Origin of the sequence: Algibacter sp. 2305UL17-15 (assembly GCF_040720935.1) — a bacterium.
Taxonomy (GTDB): Bacteria; Bacteroidota; Bacteroidia; order Flavobacteriales; family Flavobacteriaceae; genus Jejuia.
Window position 1 is genome coordinate 160377 of sequence record NZ_JBFDAE010000002.1, and the last position, 18669, is coordinate 179045.

Annotated in this window: 20 protein-coding genes; 5 read left to right on the plus strand and 15 right to left on the minus strand. The window is 32.2% G+C overall.

Annotated elements, in window-relative coordinates; genetic code table 11:
* Window positions 1–110: 110 nt before the first annotated feature.
* From ABXQ82_RS02620 to ABXQ82_RS02660, 9 genes are all read right to left on the minus strand, one after another.
* Window positions 111–356, minus strand: coding sequence for an MBL fold metallo-hydrolase RNA specificity domain-containing protein (locus tag ABXQ82_RS02620; RefSeq protein ID WP_367055041.1), 246 nt, complete (start codon window positions 354–356; stop codon window positions 111–113).
* Window positions 357–486: 130 nt separating this feature from the next.
* On the minus strand, window positions 487–927 hold the full coding sequence (locus ABXQ82_RS02625) for a hypothetical protein (protein ID WP_367054448.1): 441 nt from the start codon (window positions 925–927) through the stop codon (window positions 487–489).
* A 45-nt stretch (window positions 928–972) separates the two neighbouring features.
* Window positions 973–1827, minus strand: a complete 855-nt coding sequence (locus ABXQ82_RS02630; RefSeq protein ID WP_367054450.1) for a universal stress protein — start codon at window positions 1825–1827, stop codon at window positions 973–975.
* Window positions 1828–2075: 248 nt separating this feature from the next.
* A complete protein-coding gene (locus ABXQ82_RS02635; protein WP_367054453.1) occupies window positions 2076–2903 on the minus strand; it encodes a universal stress protein in 828 nt (275 codons plus the stop codon).
* 87 nt (window positions 2904–2990) lie between these two features.
* Window positions 2991–3842, minus strand: coding sequence for a universal stress protein (locus ABXQ82_RS02640; protein WP_367054455.1), 852 nt, complete (start codon window positions 3840–3842; stop codon window positions 2991–2993).
* A 25-nt stretch (window positions 3843–3867) separates the two neighbouring features.
* On the minus strand, window positions 3868–4716 hold the full coding sequence (locus ABXQ82_RS02645) for a universal stress protein (RefSeq protein ID WP_367054458.1): 849 nt from the start codon (window positions 4714–4716) through the stop codon (window positions 3868–3870).
* 865 nt (window positions 4717–5581) lie between these two features.
* Complete coding sequence (locus ABXQ82_RS02650) at window positions 5582–6430, minus strand: universal stress protein (protein ID WP_367054460.1); 849 nt, start codon at window positions 6428–6430, stop codon at window positions 5582–5584.
* Window positions 6431–6748: 318 nt separating this feature from the next.
* The gene (locus ABXQ82_RS02655; protein ID WP_367054462.1) at window positions 6749–7804 is read right to left on the minus strand and encodes a response regulator; all 1056 of its coding nucleotides are present in this window, start codon (window positions 7802–7804) and stop codon (window positions 6749–6751) included.
* Window positions 7801–9681 carry a PAS domain S-box protein gene (locus ABXQ82_RS02660; RefSeq protein ID WP_367054465.1) on the minus strand — a complete coding sequence of 627 codons (1881 nt, stop codon included), beginning with the start codon at window positions 9679–9681 and terminating at the stop codon, window positions 7801–7803. Before ABXQ82_RS02660 ends, ABXQ82_RS02655 begins: the two co-directional genes overlap by 4 nt.
* A 136-nt stretch (window positions 9682–9817) precedes the next feature.
* On the opposite strand from ABXQ82_RS02660, the gene ABXQ82_RS02665 reads away from it, so the two are divergent.
* The 5 genes from ABXQ82_RS02665 (at window position 9818) to ABXQ82_RS02685 (ending at window position 13383) form a co-directional block, all read left to right on the plus strand.
* Window positions 9818–10273: a hypothetical protein gene (locus tag ABXQ82_RS02665; RefSeq protein ID WP_367054467.1), complete on the plus strand. Its 456-nt coding sequence runs from the start codon at window positions 9818–9820 to the stop codon at window positions 10271–10273.
* Window positions 10274–10488: 215 nt separating this feature from the next.
* The gene (locus ABXQ82_RS02670) at window positions 10489–10896 is read left to right on the plus strand and encodes a hypothetical protein (protein WP_367054469.1); all 408 of its coding nucleotides are present in this window, start codon (window positions 10489–10491) and stop codon (window positions 10894–10896) included.
* 20 nt (window positions 10897–10916) lie between these two features.
* Window positions 10917–11825, plus strand: coding sequence for a mechanosensitive ion channel domain-containing protein (locus ABXQ82_RS02675; RefSeq protein ID WP_367054472.1), 909 nt, complete (start codon window positions 10917–10919; stop codon window positions 11823–11825).
* 100 nt (window positions 11826–11925) lie between these two features.
* Window positions 11926–12459 carry a pyridoxamine 5'-phosphate oxidase family protein gene (locus ABXQ82_RS02680; protein WP_367054474.1) on the plus strand — a complete coding sequence of 178 codons (534 nt, stop codon included), beginning with the start codon at window positions 11926–11928 and terminating at the stop codon, window positions 12457–12459.
* A 27-nt stretch (window positions 12460–12486) separates the two neighbouring features.
* Complete coding sequence (locus tag ABXQ82_RS02685; RefSeq protein ID WP_367054477.1) at window positions 12487–13383, plus strand: universal stress protein; 897 nt, start codon at window positions 12487–12489, stop codon at window positions 13381–13383.
* 75 nt (window positions 13384–13458) lie between these two features.
* On the opposite strand, the gene ABXQ82_RS02690 is transcribed toward ABXQ82_RS02685, so the two are convergent.
* The 6 genes from ABXQ82_RS02690 to ABXQ82_RS02715 all read right to left on the minus strand — a co-directional run bounded on the left by ABXQ82_RS02690 (window position 13459) and on the right by ABXQ82_RS02715 (window position 18434).
* Window positions 13459–14583 carry an RsmD family RNA methyltransferase gene (locus tag ABXQ82_RS02690; RefSeq protein WP_367054479.1) on the minus strand — a complete coding sequence of 375 codons (1125 nt, stop codon included), beginning with the start codon at window positions 14581–14583 and terminating at the stop codon, window positions 13459–13461.
* A 70-nt stretch (window positions 14584–14653) separates the two neighbouring features.
* Complete coding sequence (locus tag ABXQ82_RS02695; protein ID WP_367054482.1) at window positions 14654–15742, minus strand: AI-2E family transporter; 1089 nt, start codon at window positions 15740–15742, stop codon at window positions 14654–14656.
* A 101-nt stretch (window positions 15743–15843) separates the two neighbouring features.
* The gene (locus ABXQ82_RS02700) at window positions 15844–16344 is read right to left on the minus strand and encodes a TrmH family RNA methyltransferase (protein WP_367054484.1); all 501 of its coding nucleotides are present in this window, start codon (window positions 16342–16344) and stop codon (window positions 15844–15846) included.
* Between the two features lie 80 nt (window positions 16345–16424).
* Window positions 16425–17066 carry a DUF4159 domain-containing protein gene (locus ABXQ82_RS02705; RefSeq protein ID WP_367054487.1) on the minus strand — a complete coding sequence of 214 codons (642 nt, stop codon included), beginning with the start codon at window positions 17064–17066 and terminating at the stop codon, window positions 16425–16427.
* Between the two features lie 22 nt (window positions 17067–17088).
* Window positions 17089–17796, minus strand: coding sequence for a 16S rRNA (uracil(1498)-N(3))-methyltransferase (locus tag ABXQ82_RS02710; protein WP_367054489.1), 708 nt, complete (start codon window positions 17794–17796; stop codon window positions 17089–17091).
* The gene (locus ABXQ82_RS02715; protein WP_367054491.1) at window positions 17796–18434 is read right to left on the minus strand and encodes a peptidylprolyl isomerase; all 639 of its coding nucleotides are present in this window, start codon (window positions 18432–18434) and stop codon (window positions 17796–17798) included. The genes ABXQ82_RS02710 and ABXQ82_RS02715 overlap by 1 nt, the downstream gene beginning before the upstream one ends.
* Window positions 18435–18669 lie beyond the last annotated feature (235 nt).

An 18669-nucleotide genomic window follows, 5' to 3' on the forward strand; every position in this document is an offset into this window, starting at 1 on the left:
AACTTGTATCGATGCACTAATATATTTACAGAAATAGGTTTTTACAATGATATATATCAGTTAGTTATGAGGTTTATCGGAAGCCTTTATGTATTTGAAAAATTTTAAAATTATAGCATCACTTTTTCAACATCTGTAAGTTTTGGAATGGTAACCTGCCAGTTGAATGTATTTTTTATTTTTACCCGAAACCCATCTAAGGTCGTAGGTTCGCCATGAATTAAAAAAACGTTTTCAAGCCTATTTTTAATGTTGCCCATCCAATCTAATAACTCTTTTTGATCTGCATGTGCCGATAAGCTTTCTATACGTTTTATGGTGGCTTTTATAGGGTAGTATTTTCCAAAAAAGCGTATTTCGTCTGCGCCTTCTTGTAGTTGTCTCCCTCAAGTGCCTTCTGCTTGATAGTAAAGGTCTATCCTGAATGATTACAAAGCATTTTTATTTCGTTTAAAATTTTTGCTTTTCTTGTTTCAGAAATAAAAATTACAATCTATTGGATTTGAAATATGCTTTTACCCAAGCTTTTACTTGTCTGTTCGTCATTCTGTCTGTTTTTACAACATCTTTAACTTTAATGCTTAAACCTTTATAAGATTTGGCTAAAGCTTTACTGAAATTTATTCTGGTTTCTGCTGGGCCAAAAAGCACAATAGCATCTGTATCTTTAATTTCTGAAGCTAATTTTTTGAAATATTTTTTTTGCTGATGTTTTTCGCGCTCTAAGTATTTACTGTCATGAACAACATCTTGTGGACCGCCTTTAGAGCGTGTTCCAGAACCACCATGAACATGGAAATGTTCCATATGAGATACTATAGTATTCAAACTAACATCGCCATTATAAATAGTAACAATAATAGCTTTGTCCTTATCTAACCAAACACCTGTTTGTTTTTTTATTCGATTTAATTTTGATGTAGGCATACCAAACTATTTTATAAGTCTTTTTTTAAGACTGAAAATTTATATTCAGTTTTGCGAGTCGTGCATAACCAGTATGGGGATTTTAGAATTATATCCAAGTTTTTTTACTAATGGATGGGTTAAAATACTTCCAAAGAAAATGTGTTTTTTGTTTATAAAAGCCACCATATCGCTTCCTCTACTTTCTGCAAAGCAGTTAATTGCGGTTGCTATATCCATTGTGCTAAGCTTATGAAAAGCATTGTTAACCCCATTAAAGCTGACGTGTAAAAGTTTTTTATTGCTAAGTTGTTTCGTGTCCAGTCCCTCTTTTTCAGAAATATGTAGAATTTCGATAGATGCCTTACAATTTTTTGCAATGTAAATTAAGTGGCGTAAATCTTCTTGTTTTAAAGTCGTTTTATAGTTGGTGGGAAAAACAATCTCTTTGGGTAATTTTATTGCAGCCTTTTCCGGAACTACAATTACCGGACAATTGCGTACTTTTTCCATCACATTTATGGCCGTACTGCCGTACATGATTTTTCTGGAACCTGTTTTGCCTTTTGTGCCCATAATAATTAAATTAATATTCTTTTCGTCAACACTATTTTTAATGGCTTCAACAACATTGTTGAAAGAAGAGATAGTTTCAAAATGATGTTTTTGGTTATCATAATTTGTGAAAGCTATCATATTTAAAACCTTGGCTAGGCCGTTTTCAGATTCTAATTTTGCAGTTTCGTACAGTTCGCTTCCTGGGCCTAGATTCAATAAGCTATCTATAATATTATTGGATGCAGAAAACACGTTTAAAATGTAAAAATTGCAATACTCATGTTTGTATAATTCAAGTGCGTATTTTATGGCATGCCATGCATTTTTAGAAAAATCTGTTGGTATTAATATTCTGTGCCTCATGCGGTAGCTTGTTTAAGTGTATGGCTTTAGTGCATTCTAAAAATTAATATGTGTCCAGTTGAACGTGCAGTCGAAATGCTATTAAAGAATGATATCCCCCATGTACTCGACTTACTTTGTAAGCTGTCTTCGTTTAAAATATATTTTGACCTCGCTAATGCCCGGACTGATTTGCTATATACTTCTTAAGTTAACAATTCATATAAATTTACCTTTATAGGTTGTTGGGGGCAATGATATTTATCAGTTCATTCCGGAATAACCAAAAATGGCACAAGGGGACGAAATCCTATTTTTTTTATTACAGGTTCCTTTATTATTGCTTCAATAAAGCTGCGCTTGTATTTTACCATGGCTAGTATATCAATCCCCAATTCTTCAATAAAATCATTGATTTCTACGGCCTTTTTAGCATACTTTGGCATCCAATGGAAACTATGGTCGTAATTGATTAAATAGCTTTTGAGCATCATTAAATTATAGTCTTGAACATCATTGAGCTCTTCCTTGACATTAATGTGTACAATCCTTATTTTAGAATTATATAAATCTGCTAATTGTGTTAAAGGTTGAATTTCCTTAATACCATAAAAGCGGTTATAGTCTGTAGGGAAAGCAATTTGTTTTGGGACTGTAAAATCGTGTTCTTCTGGAATAATTAAAACAGGGCAATTTGTAGTATTAATAACTCTAACGGTATTGCTGCCAAAGAAAAATTCTCGTGCTCCCGTGGCGCCTTTTGTGCCCATTATTACGAGGTCGATACTGTGTTTTTTAACATTAGCCCTAATGGCTTTGTTTAAATCATTAGTACTTAAAATAATATTAAAATCATGATTTGCGTTTGTGTTTACGGTTTCTGCCAGTGCCTTTAAGTCCAACAATTCTTTCATAGCTTTTTCCTCCATTGTTTTTAATAGTTTGCTTGAAAGGTCTTCAAAGGGTGCCCCTGGTATGGTTACAGAGTTTAAAAAATAGAACGAACATTCTTCATCTGCATAAAGTTTTAAGGCATATACGGTAGCACTCCAAGCGTTGTCTGAAAAATCTGTGGGTAATAAAATCTTACGTTTCATAGCTTGTTGTTTTTGTATTGTTGGGTATGATTTGACATTTAACACTATAAGTTCATTTCAATTAATATGTTTGCCCTATTTGACGATTTAAGAATCATGCTTTTTTGATGGAATGACCAAAAATGGAATGCTTAAATGGAATCCTATTTGGTTTATAGTATTCTTGAAAAATAAATTCTCAAAAAATGAGTGTTTATTATTGATCATAACCAATAAATTAATATGTGTTTTTAATTGAAAATTAGTAATTCCTTCTTCAACAGTTTGGTTGCTAACACTCTGAAACACGTATGCTGATTTTTTAAAGTAGTTCTCTAGAGTTTTCTTGTTCTGTTCTTGCTCTTCAGATAGATCATATCCATAAGTAGCGTGTAATATGTTAACCCTTGCCTTATGAAGCGAGACAATATCTAATATGGGTTTTATATGATGGTCTTGATAATCAATTTGGTAGTCGGTTGGAAATAAAACTTCGCGTGGTGTTTCAAAATTAAAACCATCTGGAATGGCTATTGTGGGACATTTTACATTTTTAAACACATGTACCGTATTAGATCCAAATAAAATCTCTTTAAAACCAGTTGCGCCTTTTGTTCCCATAATTACATAATCTATAGCTCTGGTTTTAACAACTTCTATAATTTGGGGGACTAAGTTGTTAAAGGCTGCAGTACTTTTTATTGTATGCTTTGGATTATTAAATTCCCTTTTTATTCTGGTTTTTAGTTCATCCAAATTTTTTAATGAAGCTTCTCTAATAGGATCACCAAAACCATATTGTTCTGGACTGACCAGAACATGTTCTACATGATAAATTATTGGGGTATATGTATTCAGTAGGTAAAATTCACAGGTTTCATTCTTAAAAAGTTGTAAAGCATAGGATATTGCATTCCAAGAGTTTTCAGAAAAATCGGTAGGAAGCAGTATTCTTTTCATGGCTTTTTAAAATTTTAATGGTTCATTAATATCGTCTCATATTCTGCAATGCTAAAAATGGGATGTCAAGATTTAAACTCAACTCATCTATTGTAGATCGAAACAAAATATTCTCTAAAAAAGAATGTCTAGTATTTACCATAACCAATATGTCTGTACTGTTTTCTTTAATATATTTATAAATAGTATTAATGATATGCTTACTGTTTTCAATTTTAAAATTGATTTTATTTTTGCCCAATTCACTTTCTATAAACGCCCTGTTATCTTCCTGTCTCGATGACAGTTTATTGCTTTTAGAAATGTAAAGCATGTCTATTATGGCTCTGTAGGGAACTGCTATTTCGTGTAGTAATTTTAATTCTCTTCTTTTATAGGGTATCATATAATCTGTGGGGAAAAGAATATGCTTTGGTTGGGTGTATTTATAGTTTTCTGGAATTGCCAAAACGGGACATTGCACATATTTTAAAACCTGTAAGGTGTGGCTGCCAAAGGTTAACCTACTGTTGTTTGTTTTACCACGAGTTCCCATTACAATAATGTCTATGTTTTTTTGATCAACTATTTTATCTGCCTCATCAATTAGCAAACTGTTTGACGATATTATATGGAATGAGTGCTTTGGGTTATTATAAATGCTATTGGCAATCTTTTCGGTTCTTTTTAATTGTTCTTCAGATTTTTTACTAATAATAGCTGTAACATCATCTAAGGTTTTTTTTGCCAATAAGGCTTCATTGGCATAAATATCATCTTGATAAGCATGCATAAAATAAAACTCGCTAACTTTATATTTAAATAAATCTATAGCATAATTTATGGCATTCATTGCGTTTTCAGAAAAATCGGTAGGGATCAGTATTTTTCTCATCAGATCAGTATTTTTCTCATCATCATAAATTGTTTAGGACTAAAAATAAATACTAAAACAATATGTTACAATGATATATATCAGATTGGAGTGCTTCAGAATTAAGATAGATGTATTATAAAACAAAAAAAGGGATTGCCAATTAACAACCCCTTCTTCATTCACATAGAAAAACCATGCAAACTGATTAATAGCCACTCTTTAAATAAGAAACAGGAAGCTAAGACTTCCTGTTTCCTTTTTTCGAAATATTTGATTTTATTAACTAACCTTCCCTAATCATTAATACCTCTAATAAAAGTGATATTAAATCTTCAGATAACCAATAGCCACAAATATTTCTAAAAACAGCGTTAAACATCTTCCAATGAAAACGCGGTATTATTCAAAAACAGGAAGCCGAGCCTCCTGTTTTCTTAAGTGTTTAATGTCATCATCTAACGTTTCGGTTTTCTACAATATACCCTTTATGTCTAAAAGCAACATTGCGGTTTTCCTGTCAAATAATAGTTTTAAACACTTTGTTTCGGTTTTATCATTTTACAACAATTAAAACCTAGATTTTTTTAAAACAGGAAGCCTAGGCTTCCTGTTTTCTCGGGATTTTAGCTTTATCATTTAATTTCAACTATATCATTGAATTATTGCAAAAGCAACAACCTAAAAATTAGTAATAAAACTAAATAATACTGTTGAATCCCTTGATTTTAGACAGTTAATATGCGTAAGAACGTTTTAATTATTATGCTAAATTACATCACAATTTCTTACTGTAAAATGATATTTATCAGTTTACAAAAATTAATTCAGGGATAAAATATCATCCCCAAAATTTTGGTAAAAAAAATGAACTATACAGCATTTATCATGTTTTTTCGTGCAGTACTAAAAAGGGTATTTCCGTATGATAACTTATGGTTTCGACCTTTGAATGAAATAAGATTTGCTGAAAATAATTGAGGTTTTTTGCTACCATACAAATCATGTTTATATTTCTGCTTTCTACAAAACACTGTATGGCATCTTCTACTTTTTTATTGGTTAAATAATGAAAACTGTGGGGTAAGTGACTAAAATAATCTTCTAATAATTCTTTGCTATTTTTTTGGTCACCATTCAGATCTGCTTTCTTTTTGCTTATATGAAGAATTCTTAATGTAGAGTGGTGTTTTTCCAAAATTTCAGAAAGGGGGTCCAGTATTTGAATATCATAGGTTAGCAAGAAATCTGTAGGGAATGCTATTTCTTTAGGGTTTATAAATTGAGCGTCTTCTGGGACAACCAAAGTGGTACACTTTACTTTAGTAATAACATCGCCAGTATTGCTGCCAACAATAATTTTTTTTAACCCTGAAGCACCTTTAGTGCCCATAACAACGTAATCTACCTTTTTCTCTTCAACATGTTTCCTTACCGATTCTACAAAAAAATTATAATCTAAAAGTGTATAGAACCTATGCTTTTTATTTGTTGTAAAATCTTTTGAGATACGCTTTAAAATATTCCGTAGCTGTTTTTTCCCTGGTTGTGCGTTAGCGTCTTCTAAAACATCTTGCGCAGTGATGTATGGCGAATCGTTAACTAGAACTTTGCTTAATCTATTTACATGGAGTACATAAAAATTGCAGGTTTCTTTTTCAAAAAAACTAATTGCATATTTAATGGCATTCCATGAATTTTTGGAGAAATCTGTAGGTAACAATATATTTTTCATCACATAGCATCTTTACACGTACTAATTTAAAATGTAGTTGTTAGATACAAAATGATATTAATCATTTTAAAACATTAGTGTCCGATAAAAAATTTTAGAAACCTTTCAACCCCAGACTAAATAAGCGATTTTTAAGATGACGCCCCGATGGGGCTTGATTTTTAAGTTCTTCTTTTGCTATAAATATTCCATCCTTATGGGATTTTTTTAGCTCCAGAGGAGCGTAATCTTTATAGACCGAAGCAAAAAATATTAGAAAGCTCCAGAGGAGCGAAATTTAATCGGACAATAGTGATTTTAAAATAACAAGAGCCGTAGCTATATGAGGCTTTTCAACTTTTGAATGTTTACGACCTTAAAATTTCTGCCCTCTGCTTTTATAATACCTTGCTTTTTAAATTCGGTAAGAGTTCTTATTAATGTTTCGGGAGCAATTCCTGCAACACTTGCCAAATCGTTTCTGGAAATTTTTATGGGATCGTCTGGCTTACGGTTTATCTTTTCGGCAAATTTTAAAATAGTAGCTGCGGTTTTTTTGTTAACAGTACCATAGGCCATTTGCAAAAGTTGTTCTTTTACAACCGACAAATCATCTGTTAAAAGATCTATAATTTCGAAAAGAACTTTATGGTTTTTACTCAGCAAATTATTAAAATCAATAATTGAAATCCCCAACAGTTTGGTCTTTGCCAATGCCGTTGCAGTTTCTTTGTGTGGTGTGTTTTGTGTGAACGATGTATAGCCAAATAAATCATCTTCCTTATACAAAGCCGTTACCAGTTCTTTGCCCTTGTCATCTATTTTATAACATTTTACGGCGCCAGTAGTTATTAAGTATATAAAATTAGAATGATCGCCTTCGCGATAAATGACATCTTCTGTATTAAAAGAGAATGGATTGCCGTGATCATCAAAGAAATTTTTTAAATCGTTAAGTGTCATTATTTCATTTCTATCTCGTAAAACGGGATCTTTCTCTTGACTTTGATGTAATTCCTTTAAAAGGGAAACTTTTGCTAAACGACTTTCAATGGCGCAAATAAGATCATCTTCCGTAAAAGGTTTGGTTATGTAATCGTCTGCGCCCAGATTCATACCTTTTCTAACATCGTTGCGCTCTGTTTTAGCCGATAAAAAAATGAAAGGAATATATTTTGTAGCTTTATTTTTTGACAGCTTTTCTAGAGCACTATAACCATCCAACTCAGGCATCATAATATCACATACAATAATATCGGGCTGATGTTTTTTTGCCAATGTAATGCCGGTTTTTCCGTTTGAAGCTTTTATAACTTTATAGTTGGCCAACTCCAAAAGTTCTGCCGTGTTTTTTCTTAAAACAACATCGTCCTCAATAAGTAAAACTGTTTTCATTGGGTTGCCGAATTAGGAAATGTTATAGTAAAGCAAGAGCCTTTGTTTTCTTCACTGGTAAAACTTATAGTGCCTCCTATGTTCTCTAAATGATTTTTTACAATATTTAGACCTATACCGGTACCTTGTGTATTAACAGCGTTTTCTGCCCTGAAATAACGTTCAAAAATATGTTTTTGATCTTTTTCTGGAATCCCTATGCCATGGTCCATAATTTTAAACGTTGTGATGTCACTATTTTGTTTCACCTCTATATCAATAGTGGTATGTTCAGGAGAATAGTTAATGGCGTTGTACAGTACATTGGATAATATTATCTCCGTAATTTTCTCGTCTTGGACTATGGTAAGACCATCAATATTTTTGGGGTAATTTATTTGTTGTCCTTCCTTTAAAAGCATGTTGGCATTATAAACCACTTCATTAACCATTTTGCTTAATTTAAATGGGCTAAACTTATAGTTAACTTTACCGGATTCTAATTTTTCAAATGATAAAAAGTCGTTTAATATACTGTTTAAGTGGTGAACTTTGTCGGTAATGGTTTTTATATGCTTATCGCGTTTTTCTTGCTGCTCGGTTAATTGGTATTTGCTCAGTAACTGGCTGGAGGTTAAAATACCACTTAAAGGCGTTTTAAATTCGTGCGACACTAAGGATAAAAATTTTGTTTTTAATTCATTAAGTTCTTTTTCCTTACTTAAAGCAATTTTTAGCTGTTGCGTTCTTTCTTCTACTTTTTTTTCAAGTTTGGTCGTGTAGTTTTTACGCTCTGTAATATCCAGAATTATGGCAACAAAAACCGTCCTTTCTCCTAAATTTGATAGCTGCAAATGAACTTCAACGGGATACTCGGTACCATCTTTTCTTCGTTGAACCGATTCAATCTCTAGTTTTTCAACATTCCCATCAAATAAAACATCAATGATTTTTCTTAATTCAGCTTCACTATTATATGGCGTTATATCTATTGGTGTCATATGCGTTAATTCTTCCATAGTATAACCAAGACTTTTTTGCGCGCCAAAATTAACATTGATAAACTTTAAAGTTTCGGCATCAAAAACATGGATTTCATTTAAGGATTTATCGAAAATAGAAGCCAGGTGTTGGCGTTCATCTTCGGCTTTTTTACGATTGGTAACATCATTCTGTATGCCAATAAAGTTTGTAACAACACCTTCGTTATTCGTAATGGGCATAATGTATAAATCGTTCCAAAATAGGGTGCCGTCTTTTTTGTAATTACGTAGGGTCACCTGACAGCTTTCGCCTTTTTTTATAGCTTTCCTAAGGGTTTTAAGAGGCTCTTGGTCTTTGTCTTTTCCTTGCAGGATTCTGCAGTTATTATTAAGCATTTCTTCCCTTGTGTAACCGGTAAGGTTTTGAGCAGCCGAATTAACATAAATTACTGGATTGTCTTTTTTTAAAGCATCTGTTATGATAATGCCGTTATTAACAGATTCTAACGCTCTACTTTTAAGCATCAAATTTTTTTCTGTCGTTTTCTTTTCAGAAATATCTCTAACCAAAGCCATAACATAAGATTTGTTATAGATGAAAAACGGATTTAATTCAACTTCTACAGGAAAAATGGTGCCATCCTTCTTTAAGCCAAAAATGTCTGCCGATTCTCCTATTTTTCGACGTTCACCTCTTTCAATAAATTTTTCAATATATAGGGCGTGGCTCACACGATTTTCAGAAGGAATAAGCAAATGGAACTCTTTGTCTAAAATTTCATCTTTGTTGTATCCAAAAATAGTTTCGGCAAACGAATTGACCTCCAGGATCTTTTGGTCGCTATCGACTATAATAACACCTTCAGAAACGGCTTCTAGCAGAATATTGAATATTTCTTGGTCTTGCTTGAACATGAAAACTTACGTTTATAAAAAAGTATCTTAAAAGTACGAAAAATTCCGTAGTATATTTTATATGAGACTGATTTATATCATTTCTTAATACATGACTAGTGGTTAGCTTTGTTATAGCGATAAAAACACCATAAAAATGACACCTGAAAAAGAGATGACACTTAAGTTTTATCAGAATATAGGTAAACTATTTTATGCCATTGCGGCCATAGATAATGTGCCGCAAAAGGAAGAATCCGACGTGCTGAAGGACATCATAAAAAAGAAATGGGTGAAGTTGGCTCCTATTGAAGATGGTTATTGTACCGATGCGGCCAATCAAATTGAAATTATTTTTGATTGGTTGAACAACGAAAATAAGCCATGTGCGCAATCGTGCTTTAGGGATTTTGTGAGCTTTAAAAATGAGCAAAACCATCTCTTTAGCTTTAAAACAAAAAAAAAGATATTAAAAACGGCACATGCCATTACAAAGTCGTTTTCAGGTGAAGACAAATCAGAATTGATGCTGCTTGCCAAATTAGATATCGAATTAAGAAAAATGCGTGTGGTAAAAGATCCTTCAATAAAAAATGAAAAGATGTCGCACTGAGGCATCAGACAAAAATTTTCACAAGCGCCCGAGATGACGCTGCTTTAAATACATATAAAAGATTTCTTTAACACCCCGTTCTATGACTAAAGATAATTGCATAGGGGGTGGCAAAAATAATTCTAAATAAAAGTATAAGTTTATCCTGACTGATTTATATCATGTCTAATTGCGCAGCATGTAGTTAACTTTATTATATACTAATTTTAGTTAAAATGAAATCAAAAAAGAAAATGACGCTTAAGTTTTATCAAAACCTCGGTAAGTTGTTTTATGCTATTGCCGCGGCTGATAATCAGGTGCGTGATGCTGAATTTGATAAACTTAAAGCGGTGGTAAAAATGCAATGGTTAGATATTGATGAACTTGAAGATGAATTCCATACAGATGCTGCCTACCAAATAGAAATTGTTTTTGATTGGTTGGATAAACAGGATATTTTGAATGCTGAAAAATTATTTAATGATTTTGTTGATTATAAAAATGAGCAACCGCATTTGTTTACAGAACCGATTAGAAAACTCATATTAAAAACAGCACATGCCATTGCCGCCTCGTTTGCTGGCCTAAACAAATCGGAATTGATCATGCTTGCTAAACTTGATATTGAGTTGAAAAAATAGAGTTTTATGAGGCTTTATAAATGACTGAAAAGGAACAAATAAAAAATTGGATTGTTGAAAACCCAACTATATTTAGCGTTGTTAAATATATTTTACTGGTTGCGTTTGTTCTTATTTTAATTCAACTTATAAGGCGTTTTTTAAAAAAGCAAGTTTCCGATACATCAGTCCGATATAGATCTCAAAAAGGTATAGAAATTATTGGATATGTTATTTTGATACTTTTATCCCTTTCGTATTTCACGGGTAATATTAAAGGTTTCACACTCGCCATTGGTCTGTTTTCAGCAGGTATTGCTTTTACACTACAAGAACTTATATTGAGCATTGCTGGATCGCTGTACATTTTTATTGTTAAAGTCTATAAACCTGGAGACCGCATTGAAATTAACGGCATTAAAGGCGACGTGATTGACGTAGATAGCATCTACACGACCATGATGGAAATTGGACAATGGGTTAATAGTGATAATTACACGGGTAGAATTGTAAAATTGAGTAATGCCTTTGTGTTTAAAGGCCCTGTTTATAACTACTCGCAAGACTTTCCTTTTATATGGGATGCTTTTAATTTACCTATCAGGTATGGATCCGATATTGAATTGGCAAAATCTATAGTCATTAAAATTGCTTCAGAAACCCTTTCCGAATACACATCCAATTCAAAAGCACAATGGAAAGCTGTGGTCAATAAATATTATATAGAAGATGCCATTGTGGAACCTAGTTTGGCGATTACTTTAACAGATAATTGGATCCAATTTAACCTAAGATATATTGTTGATTATAAAAAAAGACGTATTGCAGGACATCTGTTGCATGACAAAATTAATAAGGAAGTTGAAAAAACCAATGGCAAGGTAATTTTGGCATCTACCACTATAGAGCTTATCAAAATACCAGAATTAAAAGTAGAAGTTAAAAAATGATATTCTAAATATTCCAACCCGAAAATACTCCAGACTGATTTGTATCATTGAAAAAACCCTAAATATAGAATACATTGGTTATATAATTAAAAATTTAGCCATGATAACCAATATAAGTAAAAAGGAATGTCTTAAAATACTTAAAAACAATTACATAGGCCATTTGGCTTATGTATATAGAAATATGCCTTTTGTGATTTCTATTACCTATTATTACGACAAAAAAAACATTATTATCATCGGCTATACTGGCGAAGGCCATAAAACAAAAGCGTTACGATTAAATAATGCTGTGGCACTCGAAGTTGTTGAAATAGAATCTATTGATAACTGGAGGTCCATATTAGTACAGGGTACTTTTGAGGAATTAGAGGGGCCGGACGCAAAATATGGATTACATAAATTTTCACTTGGGGTTAAAAAACATATAGCAGAAAAAGAAAAAAGAGAGCTTTGTTTTATTCCAGAATTTTCTGGAAAAGCCAAACAAGAATCTTTGCCAGTAGTTTACCGCATAAATATCCAAGAGATTACGGGAAAGGAGCGTAAATCTAAAAAAGACGACAAGCCAAACCCTAATTATCAAGGATCTAAAGAATATAAACCTTCACAGAAAAAACCGTCTGTTAAATAGTTGTTCCACCAAGTTAAAACTATTGTCATGAAAACTATACTATATGCCACAGATTGTAGTTCCAATGCTGCTTCAACGTTACGGTATGCCTATCGTTTTAGTTCTATTATGAAAGCAGATTTACATGTTTTACATGTTTATGATGTTCCACCAATTAACCATTCAACTATTCTACCATTAGAGTCTTTAAAAAAAAGAATACACCAAGAGCAAATAGAACTTGTAGAAAAGTATTGTAAAAAACATCTTAAAAATGAATTTAGCTTAAAAGCGATTAACATTCACGTGGTTGAAAACGATTCTATTTCTAAAAGTATTTTGCGGTTTTCTAAAATATCAAACCCAGATGTAATTATTATTGGCAAGAAAGATCACCGTAGTGCTAGAGGTTATTTTTCTGGTAGTATTACTGATGCATTACTGGATAAAATTAAAGTGCCATTATTGATGGTACCAAATGATATGCCCTATAATGTGCTTTCAAATATAGTATATGCTAGTGATTTTGAGGAAGAAGATATTTTATCGATCCAAAAACTTATAGAAATAGCGAGCCCATTTGGTGCGCTCATAGAAATAGTACATGTTTACGAAATGGACAAAGACATAGCGCAAGAAAACATGGGAAAATTTAAAAAAACACTTTTAAAACAGGTTTCGTATCCAGAAATAACGTTTAGAAGTATTGTGTCAAGCGAAATAAAATCAGGTTTGTTGAGTGTTTTGAATAATGAAAAAGCAAGTATGCTGGCCATGTTGGAGCGCAAACATAATTGGGGACTCCATAACTTGTTTCATAAAGATTTAATAAAAGATATGGAAGCCGCTATTGAGATTCCAATACTGGCGTTTAATAAAAGAAGCATTAAAATTGAACTTCAAAATGCAAAGACGTACAACACTAAAAATCTATTAGTATTTTAAATTTTATGTGGATATTTGATGCTGTATCTTAATTACTTTCAATAATAGAATAGGATCCAACGAGTGTTTTATGTGTTATAGTTTTAGGTCTTTGTTGGCAATTAACACTATTTTTTTGTTATTTAAGTCTGTTGTAAAAAACAGATAGTTTTCACCTCCATCTTTTATTTTGAATTTTTTACGGATATTTTGAACCGACTCAGGGAAATTTCTAGTGGTGATGTTTGCTTTTTTAATTCTTAATTTGTTGATTTCCTTTTTATTATAAGAAATAGCTTTTTCAATTCTGAAAGTTCTTCCCGGGAAACCAATTAACGATTCTGAAGTATATAAATGCGAATGTTGATGTAATTTGAAAACACCTAATTGTTTTGAAACCTGATTGAAAGCTCCAGATTTAAGGATTGCAGAATTTGGTTCGTATAAATAGGTTAGGGGATTATTGAAACTTGCAATACTATCTTTTTCATCTTTTAATTTGAAGTTAAATTTTTCATCTTGAGTAGATTTTAAATTAACAGTTTCAATGGCAATAGAATCATTATAGCCATTTTTCAAGATCCATAATAACTCTTTAACTTCATTGTTTACAGCTACCACATGAATAGTCTTAACGTTTTCTAATTCGCTAATGCCAGAAGAAATGTCCAGTAAAGGCGATGTTTTTAGCATCACATTTTTTGAATGACTAAACAATACCTTTAAATTTTCAGGAATATTGGGTAGGCAATCCTTCAAAAAGAAAACTTTTCCTCTGGTATCGTGACGTCTGGAAGGGTCACTATAAATCCAGTCAAAATCTGTGTTTTCTCTTTTCAAATAATCAATACCATCTGTGTTTATGGTTTTAATATTTGAAATTTCAAGTTGTTTGCAATTGTGATTTACAATTTCAGAAAGCGACTTATTTATTTCGGTATGAACAACATTTTCAAATTGTTTTGAAAAATAAAAAAAGTCAACACCAAAACCTCCGGTGAGGTCGATAATACTTTTTCCACTAATTAATTCTGACTTATATTTTGCAGTAATTTCAGAAGAGGTTTGCTCAATATTTAGTTTATTTGGATAGTATATGTTTTCACAATGAAACCAAGTGGATAGTTTGTTTTTGCATCGCTTTTTGGCTTCAATTTGTTCAATTATTTCAGAAGTAGCAACATTAGGAAATGATGTTCCTTTTAAAAGAATAGTGCTCATGTCAGAATTTAAATTATTTGTTATAAATTCCTGAATTTCAGTATTTAAAATGTGATTATTCAAATGAAAACTATAAGTCTTTAGTGAGCTTCTTTACAATCTTGTTTTCTGATAAAAAGGCTTTTGAAATCACCTTAATAGCTGTGTAAGCAGGTACGGCAATTATCAATCCAATAACTCCGAACAAAATACCTGTAATAAGTATCACTAGGAAAATTTCAAGAGGATGCGACTTTACACTTTTTGAGAAAATTATAGGCTGACTTCCAAAATTATCAACCAACTGCCCGATGATAAAAACTAAAAGGACCCAAAGGGTTTTTGGTAAAATTACGTCGCTAAAACTTTCGCCCAAGTTACTTGTCATAGTTAAAGTTAACATCAAGCCAGCACCAATTAAAGGACCCACATACGGGATTAAATTTAAAAGCGCACAAAGGAAAGCGATGACGATTGGGTTTTCTACCCCAATGATTAACAGCCCAATAGTGTAAATGATGAACAGAATCAATATTTGAAAAATTAAGCCCACAAAATAGCGCGATAATAAATCTTTAATTTTTGTGGAAGATGTTTTCCAGTTAGATTCCTTTCTGTCCGGAATAAAGGTTAGAATGCCATTTTCAAACAGTTTACTGTCTTTCAAAAAGAAGAAAGAAATAAATAACACCGAAAATAAACCAATGCTAAAACTCCCCAAACCACTTATTATTGAATTTAAAAAATCGGGGATTAACGAAAAATCTATTTTAGATAATAAATCTGATTCTTTTAAAGACTGCTCAACATCAATTTGATACAAATCGAAATACGTGACGATTTCGACGTATAAGTCTTCAATATTCCCCTGTAATTCTTCAATATTTAACAGCGATAAATTATGTCCTTGTTTTAGCACTAGAGGAATAAATAAACCTACTAATCCAGCAAAAATGCCTAATAAAATAACTATTGTTACCACGACGGCTATTGTGTTCCTAAACTTTAATTTATGTTCTAAAAACAGTACAATAGGTCTCCCGATTAAAGAGATAACAGCGGCAATAGCAACATAGCCAATAACGGATTGGATTTGATACAAGAAATATAACAACAGCGCAATACCGCAAATAATGCCGACTGCTTTTAAAATACCGTTTGAAATGGTGTTGGAATTCATGTGGTAAATATAAACATTGAAACTTGAAGCATAATGACCAAAATTGGAAATTTTTTGAGACCTGTCAGGTTTTAAAATCCTGACAGGTCTGCAGCTAAATGCTACATTAGTTGCTTAGTAATTTCGTAAAGTACAATATTAGTTGCTTGCACAACGTTCATACTGCTATTCTGGCCAAACATATCAATATGAATGATAGCGTCTGATGCTTCTAAAATAGCGTCTGAAACCCCAAAATTTTCATCGCCGATAACTAATACAATTGGTTTTTCTTTTGAAAATTTGAATTTGTGAATGGGTTTACTAGTTTCAGTTATTTCAAGTGAAATAATTTGATAATCATCACTTTTAAATTGTTTTACAACTTCTAAAGCAGATTTTTCTATCTGAAAATTAACGACCTTTTCGGTAGCTCTGGATGTTTTTGTCATTTTTCTGCCAAAAGTGATATTATTGCCACAAAGAATTAGTTTTTCAACACCAAAAGCATCAGCAATTCTAAATAAACTCCCAATGTTTGGAGCGTTTGTAACGTTATCGCAAACCAACATAATTGGAAATGTTTTTGATTGAAAATTAGTGTTGTAGTGAGTGAGTTGCATAAATTAGTTGGAAGTTGGAAGTTGGAAGTTGGAAGTTAGCAGTTGAGTAGGCATTCCCCCTATGGGGGTTAGGGGGCTTTTCAATTCTCAAAAGCATACTTCACAATATTAGCACCCATTTTAAGCGCCTTTTCCCTAACATCTTCGGGATCGTTGTGTACTTCTGGATCTTCCCAACCGTCGCCTAAATCGCTTTCAAGAGTAAAAAGCAATACCAGTCTATCTTCATGGAAAATACCGAATGCTTGAGGACGTTTACCATCATGTTCATGAATTTTTGGTAACCCGTTAGGGAATTTATAGGCGATATTAAATATAGCATGGTTTTTTGGAATTTCAACCAAATCCTTATTTGGAAATACTTTTTTAAGTTCTTTTTTTAAAAATTCCTCGAGACCATAGTTATCGTCTATATGCAGAAAACCCCCAGAGATTAAGTAGTTTCTCAAGTTTTCAGCATCTTCTTCACTAAAAAACACATTGCCATGTCCCGTCATATGCACTAAAGGAAACTGAAATAGTTCAGGACTTCCCGTTTCAACGGTTTGGGGTTTAGGCTTTATTTTTGTTTTGATGTTTTTATTACAAAATTCTATCAGATTAGGTAAGGATGTTGGATTGCCATACCAATCGCCACCCCCTTTGTATTTTAAAACGGCTAATTCTTGAGAGAACAGGACGATAGAAAAGAGAAAAAAGAAAAGAGATAAAACCGATTTCATAAACAATAATTTTCTGCCCATTTTAGATTTCATTTGTAAGCGCTACCGAATGGCATGCAACAATAGCAGCAGTTTCGGTGCGTAATCTTGTGTTTCCCAAAGTTACAGGAATAAATTTGTTTTCGAGAGCCATTTCAATTTCACTTAAACTAAAATCGCCTTCGGGCCCTATTAAAATAGTAATATCTGTTTTTGGTCGAATCTCTGATTTTAGAGATTTTCTATCGGTGTCTTCGCAATGTGCGATGAATGATTGTCCGTTAAAATCTTGGTTTACAAACTCTTTAAGGCTAATAGCATCATTTAATTTGGGTAAATAACACGATAAAGATTGTTTCATGGCCGATTGCAAAATACGTTCAAAACGCTCTGGTTTAATCACTTTACGCTCGTTATGATCGCAGATAATAGGAGTGATGCTGTCAATCCCAATTTCGGTAGCCTTTTCTAGAAACCATTCGTAGCGGTCGTTCATTTTTGTTGGAGCGACTGCCAAATGCAACTTATAATCTTTTTTGGGGTGTTTTACTTTCGAAATAATACCCGCAGTACATTTGTTGTTACTTATAAACGAAATTTTGGCAGTAAACAACCATCCTTTACCATTGGTAATATGCAATTCGTCGCCAATAGATTTACGCAATACTTTAACGATATGTTTGCTTTCTTCTCTTGAAAAAGAAAAATCGCTAGAATCTTGATTAATATCTTGGCTGTAAAAAAGCTGCATTATTCTACAGGTTCAACAATTTTTAAAACTTTTATTTCTGAAATTTCTTTAGGTTCAAAAGTTTGAAGCACTAAATAATACGCCTTTTTTAAAGGAATATCTATTGTGTACATATCATCTAATGCATGTTGTTCTGAAACTACGGCATTTTCTAAATCTGGATACATATGGCCTGCAACAAACCAGCCAGTATCTCCGCCTCTTTTTGCATTGTCATCCATGGAGTATTGATTCGCCAAGGCATTAAAAGGTGTGCCGTTGTTGTACTTTTTTATTAAATTCTCTCGAAGTTCATTGATGCTCTCCGAAGTATATTTAGAACCATCTAAATAAATATAAGAGACTCTGTAATAGGGTGTGCTATTCTTTTCTAGAATCTTATATAAGGTTTTATCGTATTCAGTAGTAACCGATTTTACGTTTCCTTTTTCAAGTTTAAACAAAGTTTTCGCTAATTGTGTTTTATGTTTTTCTTCATTAAAAGTGAATATTTTACTATTAAAAGCATATTTGTCTTCAATGAATTGTTTTGCTTGTTCTTGGGTTTCAATAGACGTTAAAGCTTCTTCTGTATTATTTTGAGCGACTACAAGTGTAGAGGTTAAAAGGAAAATGTAGGTAAGTAGGTGTTTTTTCATGGTGTTTATTTTAAATTTTTTCAAATTTAATTTTTAAAGTGTAGGATAAATTTCAGAATGGAATAAGTTTTTAAGAATTTGTTGTTTACAACTTATTTCGACGTTTTGATATTTTGACTCACACCTCTCTTAATACCTCTTTGTTAGGAGGGAAACTGTTGGGTATGAGTTTGCACTCTATGAATGAAAGATTAAGAGTGGATAAAAAAATAAGTAAATGTTTAGTTTCTTCAGA